The sequence below is a fragment of the Enterovibrio sp. FF113 genome (assembly GCF_041439165.1).
Classification (GTDB): Bacteria; Pseudomonadota; Gammaproteobacteria; order Enterobacterales; family Vibrionaceae; genus Enterovibrio; species Enterovibrio norvegicus_A.
In genome coordinates, this window is the sequence record NZ_JBGONO010000001.1 from 237,957 (window position 1) to 251,666 (window position 13,710).

General features: G+C 48.0%; 10 protein-coding genes. 6 read left to right on the forward strand and 4 right to left on the reverse strand.

The window, feature by feature from the left end; genetic code table 11:
- Positions 1–3 precede the first annotated feature (3 nt).
- Positions 4–3,096, forward strand: a complete 3,093-nt coding sequence (locus ACED36_RS01210; RefSeq protein ID WP_371732606.1) for an efflux RND transporter permease subunit — start codon at positions 4–6, stop codon at positions 3,094–3,096.
- Positions 3,097–3,523: 427 nt separating this feature from the next.
- On the opposite strand, the gene ACED36_RS01215 is transcribed toward ACED36_RS01210, so the two are convergent.
- Positions 3,524–4,684 carry an AAA family ATPase gene (locus ACED36_RS01215; protein WP_017003407.1) on the reverse strand — a complete coding sequence of 387 codons (1,161 nt, stop codon included), beginning with the start codon at positions 4,682–4,684 and terminating at the stop codon, positions 3,524–3,526.
- Between the two features lie 222 nt (positions 4,685–4,906).
- Here ACED36_RS01215 and ACED36_RS01220 point away from each other — a divergent pair, with 222 nt between their 5' ends.
- Positions 4,907–5,944, forward strand: a complete 1,038-nt coding sequence (locus ACED36_RS01220; protein WP_016958545.1) for an alpha/beta fold hydrolase — start codon at positions 4,907–4,909, stop codon at positions 5,942–5,944.
- Here the strand turns inward: ACED36_RS01220 and ACED36_RS01225 are convergent.
- Together ACED36_RS01225 and ACED36_RS01230 are read right to left on the reverse strand one after the other, a co-directional pair.
- On the reverse strand, positions 5,941–7,002 hold the full coding sequence (locus ACED36_RS01225; protein ID WP_371732607.1) for a helix-turn-helix domain-containing protein: 1,062 nt from the start codon (positions 7,000–7,002) through the stop codon (positions 5,941–5,943). The two genes, ACED36_RS01220 and ACED36_RS01225, sit on opposite strands and share 4 nt — an antisense overlap.
- Before the next feature lie 139 nt (positions 7,003–7,141).
- Positions 7,142–7,603, reverse strand: coding sequence for an isoprenylcysteine carboxylmethyltransferase family protein (locus tag ACED36_RS01230; protein ID WP_016958543.1), 462 nt, complete (start codon positions 7,601–7,603; stop codon positions 7,142–7,144).
- A 270-nt stretch (positions 7,604–7,873) separates the two neighbouring features.
- Here ACED36_RS01230 and ACED36_RS01235 point away from each other — a divergent pair, with 270 nt between their 5' ends.
- Genes ACED36_RS01235 through glcF form a run of 3 tightly spaced genes read left to right on the forward strand, consistent with a single transcriptional unit; the run spans position 7,874 to position 11,653 of the window.
- Positions 7,874–9,325: an FAD-linked oxidase C-terminal domain-containing protein gene (locus ACED36_RS01235; RefSeq protein WP_017003405.1), complete on the forward strand. Its 1,452-nt coding sequence runs from the start codon at positions 7,874–7,876 to the stop codon at positions 9,323–9,325.
- Positions 9,318–10,391 (forward strand): glycolate oxidase subunit GlcE, encoded by a 1,074-nt coding sequence (glcE, locus tag ACED36_RS01240; protein WP_371732608.1) that lies wholly within the window; start codon positions 9,318–9,320, stop codon positions 10,389–10,391. Before ACED36_RS01235 ends, glcE begins: the two co-directional genes overlap by 8 nt.
- Positions 10,388–11,653, forward strand: a complete 1,266-nt coding sequence (glcF, locus tag ACED36_RS01245; protein WP_371732609.1) for a glycolate oxidase subunit GlcF — start codon at positions 10,388–10,390, stop codon at positions 11,651–11,653. The genes glcE and glcF overlap by 4 nt, the downstream gene beginning before the upstream one ends.
- Before the next feature lie 126 nt (positions 11,654–11,779).
- Here the strand turns inward: glcF and ACED36_RS01250 are convergent, their stop codons facing one another.
- Complete coding sequence (locus ACED36_RS01250; RefSeq protein WP_017003402.1) at positions 11,780–12,490, reverse strand: cation transporter; 711 nt, start codon at positions 12,488–12,490, stop codon at positions 11,780–11,782.
- Between the two features lie 185 nt (positions 12,491–12,675).
- Between ACED36_RS01250 and ACED36_RS01255 the strand changes: the two genes are divergently transcribed.
- Positions 12,676–13,557: a LysR family transcriptional regulator gene (locus ACED36_RS01255; protein ID WP_371732610.1), complete on the forward strand. Its 882-nt coding sequence runs from the start codon at positions 12,676–12,678 to the stop codon at positions 13,555–13,557.
- Positions 13,558–13,710: the final 153 nt, after the last annotated feature.

A 13,710-nucleotide genomic window follows, 5' to 3' on the forward strand; every position in this document is an offset into this window, starting at 1 on the left:
ATCATGGAAAAGCTGCTCAAAAATACACGACTATTGGTGTTGTTTACTGTGCTAGTTTTGGTCTCAGGGCTATCGGCACTGTCGACATTACCCCGAGCTGAAGATCCGGCCTTGGTCAACCGATGGGCGACAATCACCACCGTTTACCCCGGCGCAAGTGCAGAGCGGGTTGAAGCCCTCGTCACCGAAGAGATCGAACGCTCTCTTCGAGGTTTAGATGACATTAACCTCATCGAATCACAATCTAAACCCGGTATTTCAGTGATCACCGTTGAGCTAAATGATGAAATAATCAACGCTGAACCGGTTTGGTCGAAGATTCGCGATAAGTTAGGCGATGCAACGCCACAGCTTCCTCAAGATGCCTTGGCACCTAATTTTGACAATGACCATTCCAACGCCTTTACCTACATCGTCGCGCTCCAATGGCAAGGTGGCAGTGAACCTGACGCCTTGATCATGGGTCGCTATGCCAGTGAGCTCGCCAAGCGATGGCGAAACCTTTCTGATACGGACTTTGTCGATATCCATGGCCTGCCCGATGAGGAAATTCTGGTCACATTGGATGTCGCCGCGTCAAGCGCATTAGGTCAATCCGCCCTGTCGCTATCCAACGCAATTTCTGGTGCAGACGCAAAAAATGCTGCTGGTGAACTTCACAGTAAAGACGCACGTTTTCAGCTCGAAGTCGCAGGAGCGCTCAATTCTATAGACCGCGTCAAACGCGTTCCCATTGCCATAGATAACAATGGTTTTCTGGTTAGGCTTGAAGATATTGCCACCATAGAAAGAGCCGCGGCATCTCCGCCTGCCCAAATAGCGATTATTGATGGGAAACCCGCGGTACTTGTATCAGCACGCATGCAAAGTGATATTCGTGTAGACCGTTGGACAGCATCAGCAGAGACCATGCTAGACGCTTTTCGCACTGAACTACCCGCCAATATTTCGCTTGAACCTATTTTCAAGCAGGCACGTTATACCGAAACTCGCTTGTCTGATTTAGTCGAAAGCCTGCTCCTTGGTTTTGGGCTAGTGCTCATTGTTCTGTTTATTACTTTGGGTTTTCGTTCCGCATTGTTGGTTGCACTATCGCTTCCCATTGCTTCAGCATTTACGCTCGCGCTGATGAGTTTCACTGGCCTACCGATAAACCAAATGTCCGTCACGGGCTTGATCGTATCGCTAGGTATTATGGTGGATAATGCCATCGTAATGGTCGATACCATTCAGCACTACCGCCAGCAAGGCGTGAAACGACTAGAATCCGCCATGCGCGCGATTCGCCACCTTTGGTTACCTCTTCTGGGATCGACCCTCACCACCATTTTGGCTTTCGCTCCGATCTTCCTAATGCCAGGGCCGGCTGGTGAATTTGTTGGCGCTATCGCCATCACCGTGAGTTTCTCTTTGATTGGCTCTTACCTGGTATCCCAACTGCTCGTGTCTGCCTTTGCTGCAAGATGGTTGCCTGCAGGCGAATCCAGCACGCGTTGGTATCACGCTGGCATTACACTTCCTAGGCTAAGCGCACTGTTTAGAACGTCTATACATAGCGCTATTCGTTTCCCACTGATCACTATTCCTTTAGTGTTCATCGTGCCCATGACAGGATTTTGGGCAGCAGGTCAGCTCACCGAGCAATTCTTCCCACCTTCAGACCGAGACATGTTTGAAATTCAGGTTTACCTAGCGCCGCAAGCCAGCATGACGGCCACTTTGGAAACCACGCAAGAAATCGACAGCATCATGGCAAACAATGACGATGTGGAGAGTATTGGCTGGGTGGTAGGTAGCAACTACCCATCGTTCTACTACAACATGATGGGTAGACAACGTGGCGCACCAAATTTCGCTCAAGCCATGGTAAAAGCCAAAAATTTTAGTGCCGCAAACGAAATGATCCCTCAGCTGCAAAGTGAGCTCTCTCGTGCCCTGCCTCACGCCCAAATTTTGGTTAGAAAGCTTGAACAAGGCCCTCCGTTTAATGCACCACTTGAAGTTCGTGTATACGGGCCAAACCTCAACACATTGCGTGAAATTGGCGAAGAAATACGTCTACTGATGGCGCAAACACCTGATGTGATCAACACTCGCGAAACCTTGCAGCCCGGCGTGCCAAAAATCACCATCAATGTGAATGAAGAAGCAAGCCAACTGACAGGTATGTCCCTCAGCGAGGTTGCCACGCTGCTTAACGCCTCTATGTCCGGTATTGTGCAAGGCAGCGTGATTGAAGAAACAGAATCAATTCCTGTGAGAGTCAGAGTGGATGACGAATCACGCACCAGCCTTTCCCAATTAAGCCGGATCAGATTGCCGCTAGCTGGCAATGAAGGACCAATAGATCTTCCTCTTACCGCCATCGCCAATTTGAATGTAGAGCCAAGCCGAGGCGCCATTCCTCGTCGTGACGGTGAACGTGTTAATGTCATTGAAGGCTACCTTACTGCAGGCGTGCTGCCTCAAACCGCACTCAATGCGTTCAACCAAAAACTCGCCGAAGCCAACATTCAGTTGCCCCCGAGTTATCGAATTGAGTTTGGAGGAGAATCGGCTGAGCGAAATGAGTCTGTTAACCAACTAATGGCAAACCTGACCATAGTCATTACGTTGTTGATTGCGGTTGTGGTGGTGTCTTTTAACTCATTCAGGTTGGGGGGGATCATCTTCTTAGTCGGTGCACAAGCCGCCGGACTGGGCTTACTGTCTGTCTGGATTTTTGGTTACCCGTTTGGTTTTACCGTGATCATTGGTTTACTGGGTTTGGTGGGGCTTGCTATCAATGCCGCCATTGTCATATTGGCTGAACTCAAAGCCAGCCCTGCTGCGGTAGCGGGAAACAGAGATGCTATTGTTGAAGCAGTCAGCAGTTGTGGACGCCACATTACTTCTACCACGATTACCACGATTGGTGGCTTCTTACCGTTAATTTTAGCTGGCGGTGGATTTTGGCCTCCCTTTGCAATTGCCATCGCAGGCGGTACTCTACTCACAACGCTACTTTCGTTTTATTTTGTCCCTGCGGCCTTTAAATTCGCGGCCTCCGTGTATCCACTAGACAAAGAAAATTCACTCGAAAGCCAAATGGTATAACCCCGAAATATTCAACACCCATAAAAAACAGCCACCTAAAAAGGTGGCTGTTTTTCCTAATCGAATCCACGCTAGCTAAAAAGCATAAAGCACAGGGCTGATCATCAAGCCCATCAGCAGCAAAATTGGAAACAAAAGTTTGATAATAAATGGAACCCGCATGGTGGTTTTCCTTTTCATCGTGTAGCGATGAACACATCACACTTAATATGCAAACATGTTTACAGCACGCTCATCCTAAAATCGTCTCAGCGGATTAATTATAGGCACAAATTTTCACTTCCACATACAGAATTGCATACGTTTTTGGGCATTAATTTTGACACCTGATCTTTTCCTTTGAAACGAAAGGAGTTAGCTGACAATTTTAAAGAGACATTTATCACGATTTTTTGTCACTTTTTCCAATCCCACTCGATATTCTGATCTATTCAGGCCAATTCCAATTCGGTCCATCTAGCATTCCTTGACCTTGCACTTCCGTTTGGCCCAACACTTTTTCCAGCGCGATGGAATGGCAATCGGGATGTTCATTCAGTGCATTGATAAGTCGATTTGCATGAGAGATCACCCAAATCTGGGAGTGCTGTGAAGCATGACCAATCAAACGCGCCAAAGCGGGCAATAGATCAGGATGCAAACTGGTTTCCGGCTCATTCAGTACCATCAACGCAGGCGGCCTTGGCGTAAGCAGTGCCGCTATCCACAACACAAATCGCAACGTTCCATCAGAAAGCTCTGCGCCCGTTAATGGTCGCAATAAACCCTTTTGGAAAAACTCCAACGAGAAACGGCCATCGTCTTTGGTGACAACACGCAGCTTACAACCGGGAAAGGCGTCTTCTATGGCGTGATCTAACGCTTCATTGTCACCAATTTCGATAATAGTTTGTAGCGCAGCTGCCAAGTCTCGACCATCGTGATGTAACACAGGTGTGCGTGTGCCGAGCTGTGGTTTTCGTGCAGGGGCATCGCTGTCAGTACGGAAATGATCATAAAAACGCCAGCTTCGAATCATTTCTCGAACATGGAAAACCTCCGCTGCCGACGCCGGGTCGGCATGAGAGTCAAACAGACTGTCGTAATTAGGAATGTGTTGAGAAATCACTTCCCACTGCCTGCCTTGACGGATCTTAACGACGCCCCCTTTACGCTCAACCAACGAACTTGCCGGTCGATAATAGTCACCGTTAAAAATGCATTCGTGTTTAATTTCAGGGTCAAACGCAAATGCAGATTGCTGTGGTGCAGGAAGCCCCAACGAGATCGCATAACCAAAGGTGTCACTGGCAAACCCCAGCTTAAGCCTCATCACATTGTTTCGCTTAGTGCCTTGAACCTCAACATCACCGCGCCTCATCGCGTCAGAGATCGTTTCTGGCCCCGCCCAATAGGTTGAGTGCAAACCACCTTCTTCCGCCAGTGAATTGATCACGCCACCAGAGGCCGTTTTGGCCAGTAAACGAAGCGCTTTATAAAGGTTCGATTTACCACTGCCGTTAGGTCCTGTTATCAGGTTCAACGCCCCAAGGGGAAGAGTAAGAGACATGATAGATCGATAGTTAGCAATCGAAAGAGATGTGAGCATCGAAGACACCTAGCTTAACTGTTTTTATATACAGTATCATTAAATCTCAGGATTGGAATACTTGAGTGAAGAAAGAAAAGGAAAGGTGAAAATTGCGTGTAATAGGTACTCGAATCGGTTTTAGGTCGTCCTCGATCCGGTTTTAAGCCGCATCAATACTGGGTTTGAGGGAATATTATTCGAAACCGTATTCGATACAACCTTCTGACAAGGAATGACAACATGAACCCTATCGCCTCTCTGCTACTGCTCTTTCTCTCTTTCAATGCGTTGGCAAATACCGTCGGATTCACTCAATTTCAACTTGAAGATGATCCCCATCGCCCGTTAAATCTCACGCTTTGGTATCCAACAATTGACACCTCTCCAGCCGCATTGGTCGCAGACAACATTGCATTTCAAGGCACCCCTGTTGTGAAGAATGCAATAGTGAATCAGGCCCAACACCCCGTCGTCTTGTTGTCACACGGATACCGTGGCAGTTGGCGGAATCTCAACTGGCTGGCAAACGATCTGGTCAAAAAGGGTTACATCGTCGCCGCCCCTGATCACCCCGGCACCACCACTTTTGATCTTTCTCCCCATCAAGCTGAACAATGGTGGCAACGTCCTCGCGATTTAACACGAGTGTTGGACTTTTTGTTAGGCGATGAGCGCTGGAATCGTGTCATTGATGCCAACAACATATCGGCTGTTGGACACTCATTAGGGGGATGGAGTGTTGCGCAGTTAGTGGGCGCGAAATTCGACCGAGACACCTTCCAAAAACAGTGTCTTTTATTTCCCAACCCACGGACTTGTGGGCTGGCAACAGAGCTTGGATTGCAGTCTTCACAAATGGGCGAGCCAACATCCAACGACTTTTCCGATGATAGGTTCAAACACGTGGTTATTCTTGACCTCGGCCTTGCCCGCAGCTTCTCAACCGAGAGTCTCGATGCCATCGACAAGTCCGTGTTTATTCTGGCTGCGGGTATTGATATCGGTGATTTGCCGCAAGCATTGGAGTCAGGCTACCTTGCCGAACACATTCCCTTACTCAACCGCCGTTATAAAGTTTTTGAGCAAGCGACCCATTTCAGTTTTATGCAGTTGTGTAAACCCGGAGCAAACCAAATATTAGAAGAGGAACGGCCCGGTGATGGTGTGGTATGTAAGGACGGAGTTGGTACAGACAGAAATACGCTACACGACCAAATATTCACGGATATTACGCAGTTTTTTAACTCGGCAGTCACCCCAGCCGTGAGCGATAACTAAGACGGCGATTCCGATAAGGCTCTAAAGGCACTTGGCGTTTGACTCGTCAAGCGAAGAAACTCTCGATTAAAATTTGATTTAGTCTGAAATCCAGAGGCAAGATAGATATCCGTAATGCTGTCTTCTGTTGTTGATAACAACACCTTTGCATGTTCAATGCGATAAGCATTGATAACTTTAGAAATATTCTCACCACGAATTTGATTCACTGCGATAGAAACCTGTTTGGCTGGTATCCCAAGCTGCCGGGATAAACGACTTAACGTGATGTCGGGATCTCGAAATGATGCCTTTTCTATCATCAACACATCAAGCTTGTTCATGATATCGGTAGCATCTTGATCAGACATTTGAGATTTGCTCTGTGTGGGTGATTCGGGCGTTTGTCTATCGGCGTCACTGACCAAAATCCGTGTTGATTCGCTCGTCGTCTCTGTGTGGTTTTGCAGCGTACTGAAACCAACAATCGCCACTGCGATAACCACCATAGGGATCAAAACAAGGTATGACAGTGAAATAATGAATGCCGCGTGGTCGCCGTTATAGACCACGAAATCAAACGACAACGCGCTATCAATAAAAGCAGAGAAAAGCAGCATTGCCCCTGCCGTTCGTTCCGCCATGATGACTCTTTCGACATTTGATAAGCGCACCTCTTCCGGCATTGTGAAAGAAGAACGTATCAATGCACCGCCGTAACCCACATATAAAGCAATTAAGACGATATCAGTTGCTTGCGGCCAAATTTGATAATTAAACGAACAAGCCGCGATGACAAAAGGCCAACACCAATGCCAACGAGATGGCGGCTGTATATGATGCGCTCTCGCAAAACAATACCACGCAGCAACTGGCAGAATCGATGCCAAAATAGGCTGAATAAATCTCAGCATTTGGAGGTCAAACGTCCAACGTAGTCCAACTACCGACGTACAAATGGCACAAAGAAGCGCGAACAGGATCGATTTCATACCGGATTGCCCCAGCTTTAAATACAAAAGCATGGCGGCAATCACAAGCAGCAGTGACACAACGAAAGGAACAGGTATGGCAAGCATTTGACTTAGTTGTGGGTTTCCATCTCAGATACCTTGAGTTTATCGAACATAAACACGCATGTTGTCTTTTTCTTCGCACTACTCGCTAAATGAAACATATAGATCTCACTTTAGCGCAACCAAATGAAGTGAAAATGCTTCAAAGCCAGCGGCGAACTTTCTCTTTATAAGCAGGGTATTCATCAGGAAATTGGCTTGCCAGATAGTCTTCTTCCGGCTCAATCTGAAACTTGTTCATATAAAGCACGAACAGTACGCAACCTAGTAAGGTGTACGGGTTAGCAAAATAGAAAGCACTCGCCACGAGCAAAAGCAAGAAACCCACATACATTGGGTTACGTGTAATACGATAAACACCCGATTGCACCAATGAAGTAGATTCCGTTTTCAGCGTTGGATTTACCGTGGTTTGATGCTGACGAAATGCAACAACACCGGCTACAGCAAATACCCCACCTAACACGACCAGCAATACAAATAAGGGCTTAGAAACAGGCAGTAAAAAGCTAATGGCGGGAGTCGCCGAAGCGATTATTTTCATTAGTAACATCACAATAATGACTTGAAGCAAAGGTGGCAGTTTCAGTTTTAGGCTATCCATAATCCCTCCGTTAGCGAACAGAAACCATACAGCGCTTCATCGTGGAAATCCAATATGAATTAACGTGTTAAGCCAGAACGATACCGAGGAATCATACACAACGCTATCACCCATACTAGGTTGGTTCGCTGACAGCAATTCTGTATTGCGTTGCGGTGAATAAGCTACATGCTCCACACTTTTACCGAGCAGTGTAGGGATTGTCCGCGCCAAGGTAACAGGATCGACTAACGTTTTAACATCCGAATACATACACAACGGGAGACATGCATGGAAGCAGCAATTTTCGACGCGCTTGAGCGCATTGTCGGTAGTGAGCACATCATTGTAGATAAGGAAACACTCCACCCGTACGAGTGTGATGGGTTGTCTGTCTATTGTTCGCTACCCACCTGCGTGGTGCTTCCCGCTTCAACGGAAGAAGTCATGGCCATCATGGCGCTTTGTAGCCAATACCAGATCACCGTTGTGGCGCGCGGCGCCGGAACAGGCCTTTCAGCCGGTGCGCTTCCGATCGAAGGCGGCATTGTGCTCTCTCTTGCTAGGCTAAACAGCATCCTTAATATCGACATAAAAAGTGGCCTCGCGGTTGTCCAACCCGGCGTTCGTAACTTGGCGATATCAGAATTTGCTTCCGATTATGGTCTTTACTACGCGCCCGATCCTTCCTCACAAATCGCCTGCTCGATTGGCGGTAATGTCGCGGAAAACGCGGGTGGTGTGCACTGCCTCAAATATGGCCTTACCGTACACAACATTATCTCCTTGGTTGTTGTGACAGCACAGGGAGCGCGTTTGTCCGTTGGCGACAAAAGCGCAGACATTGCAGGGTTTGATTTTCTTGCTTTGATGACAGGTTCTGAAGGTATGTTAGGTGTGGTGACAGAAATCACCGTCCGACTCTTACCCATCCCCGAGCTGGCACGAGTGATCGTCGCAGGGTTCGACAACGTCGAGAATGCCGCCAACGCCGTCAACGACATCATTTCCCAAGGCATTATTCCTGCTGGTTTAGAAATGATGGACAGCTATGCCATTCAAGCCGCAGAAGATTTTGCTCATGCCGGTTATCCCAAAGATGCACACGCTCTTTTACTGTGTGAGCTCGATGGTAATGCTGACGATGTGAACCATCAGTTGACTGTTACACAGTCCATCTTAGACAAAGCCGGCGCGACATCATTAAAGGTTTCCAACAGCGACGCTGAACGTGCACTCATGTGGAAAGGCAGGAAATCTGCCTTTCCCGCAGTTGGGAGACTTTCTCCCGATTATTACTGCATGGATGGCACCATTCCGCGCCGTCAATTAGCGCCTGTTTTAACCGAAATTCACCGTTTATCCCAACACTATGATTTACGCGTCGCGAACGTGTTTCACGCCGGCGACGGGAATCTTCATCCCTTGATCCTGTTTGATGCAAACGTACCGGGCGAGCTAGAAAAAACTGAGGCCTTTGGTGCAGAGATTTTGCGAATTTGCGTCGAAGCCGGAGGATGCATAACCGGAGAACATGGTGTCGGGATGGAAAAGATCGATCAAATGTATGAGCAATTTAACGATGCCGAACTCGCTCAGTTTCTGCGCGTGAAAGCCGCGTTTGACACTGACAGCCTGCTAAATCCCGGAAAAGGCATTCCTACGCCCAAGCATTGCCAAGAACACACGATAATGAAGCGCAGCCAATCTAAGCAAGAAAAGGGAGGCGCCCCCAATGGCTGATGTCACGCACTCCCTCATTGAACAAGTCTTAGATGCAAAAGCCAGCAACACGCCTCTCAATCTGATTGGTGGCAATACAAAACACTTCATGGGTCGTGAAGCGGTCGGCCAGCCCGTTTCATTGACCAACCATCATGGCATCATTGCTTATCACCCGAGTGAACTGGTGATCACCGCACGATCCGGCACGCGCATCGCCGAGTTGCAATCTGTACTCGCTGAATACAACCAAATGCTGGTTGGCGAGCCGCCTGCATTTGAAGGAAAGGCAACGTTAGGCGGCTCACTCGCCTGTAACATCAATGGCGCTTCTCGCCCTTTTCATGGGTCACTGCGCGATGCCATTCTTGGCGTAAAACTGATCAACGGCCTTGGCGAACATCTTCGATTTGGCGGTCAGGTCATGAAGAATGTGGCGGGTTACGATCTGTCACGCCTTCAAGCTGGCGCCATGGGTGCATTGGGTATTGTTACGGAAGTCAGTCTTCGCGTCATGCCAAAACCCGAGCAGGTAGAAACCTTGCAATTACACATGGATGCTCAGCAAGCCATCACAAAAATGCGAAGCCTTGTCGCCAAAGGTTACCCGCTTTCTGGCGCTGCATGGGTGGAAGGCTGTTTGTATCTTCGTCTTGCTGGTTCAGAACAAACGGTGCGAAGCACCGCGCAAGAAATCGGCGGTGAAACACTGCAACATCAATCGCTATTCTGGCGATCAATTCGTAATTTTCGTCATCCGTTTTTTAGCAACAGTGGCAAGCTTTATCGGTTTTCGATTAATCCGGCCGCGCCGCATTTGGCGCAATATGAACACAGCTTGATCAATTGGGCGGGTAGTATTCGTTGGGTAAAAACAGACGCAACACTCGAGGCATTAGCCCCGATCGCAGAAGCACACGGCGGACACGTTGCTTGCTATAGCAATGAAAACAGACAACAGCCCTGCTTTCATCCGTTATCACCGACGCATCAACGACTGCATCAAGCACTCAAAGCCGCTTTTGACCCGCAAAGCCTATTCAATCCCGGTCGCATGTATTCTTGGCTTGGAGAGAATTCACGATGAAAACGAACCTCGACAGGACGTTTCTAAAATCAAAAGAAGGACAAAAAGCCGAAGACATACTGCGACGCTGTGTACACTGCGGGTTCTGCAATGCTACCTGTCCTACCTATCAAGAACTCAGTGATGAAAGAGACGGACCACGCGGTCGCATTTATTTGATAAAGCAGATGCTTGAAGGGGGTGAAGTCACCGAAAACACACAACGGCATCTCGATCGCTGCCTAACATGCAGAAGCTGTGAGACCACCTGCCCATCCGGCGTAAAATACGGCCAACTTCTTGATATCGGCCGACAGCAACTTGAAAAGAAAGTCCCGAGAACAGCAAAAGAAAAACTGTATCGATTCATCCTTACCCGCGTTTTCCCACATTCTCTATTGGTTAGTATGAGCATGACACTTGCTCGAACCTTTAGACTTCTTTTACCCAAAGCCTTGCAGAAAAAGCTACCCATGGCGCAGACTCACAAGCGCTATGCCAGCGTCTCCGCATTACATTTACCCAAGCCAATTTCAACAACAAAAGCGCACCGAACCATGATTGGTTTTAAAGGCTGTGTGCAACAGGCGCTCACCCCAAACACATTGGCCGCGGCAAGAGCCGTATTGAGCCACCTTGGCATTGAGCTTATCACCATCAACAAAGAAACCTGTTGTGGCGCGATGAACCTTCACCTTGCGGAACACCAACGTGCCATCGAACAAGCCAAACGAAATATCGATGTATGGTGGCCACACATTGAAAATGGCGCAGAGGCCATTGTCATTTCCGCGTCTGGCTGTGGGATTTCCATTAAAGAATACCCAGAGCTATTAAGCGATGAAGCGGCGTATCTAGATAAAGCGAATGCGGTGGCTGCCATTGCCAAAGATCTAAGCGACATCTTGGCGCAAGAAGATTTGAGCCGTTTACCACTCAAGAAAAGTGACCAACGCGCTGCCGTGCATTGCCCATGTTCACTACAACACGGTATCGACCGTAAAGACAATTTATACAAAACCCTGTCGCAACTGGGCGTGATCCAAACGAAAACTCAAGAAGATCACTTATGTTGCGGGTCTGCGGGGGCGTATTCGTTGTTACAACCTGAACTGAGTCAAACGCTGTTGAAACAAAAACTCGAAGCACTGCAAGGTGACAGCCCCGAGGTTATCGTGACCGCGAACATTGGCTGCCAACTTCACCTATCATCAGGCAGCGATGTGCCGGTTAAACATTGGATTGAACTACTTGCAGAGCGGCTATCAACAAATAAGCACTAATTTTTCCGTCTTAACTGCAAATGCTCGGGGGTCTGAGAGAGCACAGGTGAATACATCAGACAAAAAAAGGGACAGCGCATCGAGCTGTCCCTTTCCTGAAATGTCAGTCGATTAATTGCGGTGCTTTCAAGCCAATACACGATGACCGGAAACGCTATCTTGTTGCTGATAGATGCTCCACAAGCGTTTCGTTGAATCACCCACCATTTTCACAGGTACGGTAGCAAAATAGACAGAAGCCAAAATGACCATGATTGGGTCTGCATACATTGCATACTCAGTGAAACCGGCCTCCATCAAAGCCGCCGCCACGATAAAGCCGACCAACACTGCTGCACTAATAACGGTATCCATCAGCCACTGACTGGTTTCCGCCTTCAAAATCGTCGACGCGTTTTTGCCTGAGTGTTTTTTGACGATGTAATAACACGCCATACACGCAACAAGGTTAACCACACCAAAAATCAGCGCAAAACCTGCGTTTACTTCACGGCCGCCGTTAAACATCGCTTCAAAGGCAGATGCAAACGACACCACACAGACCACTGATACGGCGAGACCTTTAATCAAAACCACCAATGATTCAATAACCGCGGCTTTCTGCGCAGAAACACACTGACCTGATTTTCCGTTTTTTGCTGTGCCATTGCTAATGTAAACCGTTGCGCCAAGTGCCATCAATGACAGAAACAAGCTAACCAAAGAGTAAGCACCATCAAAGACTATCGCCATAGATCCAGCCCAAAGACCGATCCCAACACCCAATGCAGCAAAGCAAAAACAAGCAAAACTAGAAAATTTCAGTAAGTTACGTTCTTTCGCATATTCACACGACATAAATCCCCACAAGTGACAAAAAATTTGACTGCAGCGCCTTCCAATAGCGCTTTGATAACCACAATACAGCCATTTTTGGCAATCCATGAGTTACTGAGCGACAACTTTTTGGTCGCTGGGGTTTTCTTCTTTTTATTTAGAGTTAAAATCAATTTGCCGATTACATGCGCCGACATGGACATAAAATGCGAAGTAGCCAAATAGAAATGTTCCTCACCGCCGTCGAAACAGGTTCCATTGCCGGAGCCGCTCGCGAGCTAGAAAAAAGCCGAACCACAGTCAGTGCAGCCATCAGTGCATTGGAAGATAACCTTGGAGTAGAACTGTTGTCCCGCTCTGGTAACAGCGTGACACTCACCAACGTAGGCCGCATGATCCACGACGATTGCGAACGGGTGCTGCAAGCCGTCCATGATATCGGTGCCAAGTGTCGTCAATTCGAAAGTGGCATTGAATCTGCGCTGCGAATTGGTCGAGACGACGCCATTCCCGAAGCGTTCTGGCGTGCCACCATGCGTGAAATCCACCAGCTATTTCCTGACTCCAGCGTGTCTCTATATGTCGCACCACCGCCAGAGCTATACGAAATGGTCGATGAAAACATGGTCGATGTTGCCTTTGGTCTGCTACCGGAAACTCGTGCCTTTGGTCGCATCAGCTCTAAAAAGCTCGGGCAGATCCGTATGATGTCAGTGGTTCATAAAGACCACCCTCTCGCCAAACTCAAACGCGTTCAACGGGCAGATCTAGAACGCTATACCGAAGTGACGCTCGCGTATGTCGATGATGAAGGCCTAAAGGCCCTCGACCCTATCTCGCCGCACTACATCGCCCTGCCCTTTTATGAGCACTTACGCGATGCTGTTTTAGACGGTTCTGGTTGGTCAAACGTCCCATCGGTGCTGTTAAGAAAGTACTTAAGAAGCGGAACATTGCAGGTATTGCGCCACTCCAGCGCGATGCAATTACAACCTTATGGTGAAATCACCTCGATGGATGGGCACACAGGTGCACTCACAGCATGGCTGTCAGATCGCTTAGAAGAGTATTTAGCTGAGAATTCTTAAGTGGAAACGCGTAAGTTGCGCATTTTGATGTGAGTGCTTGTAAGCGGTAATGTGAAAGGTAATCAGCCAAATATCCGCCATTTCAAACATTTTAAGCATTTTAAGCATTTTAAGCATTTTAAGCATTTTAAGCATTTTAAGCATTTTAAGCAT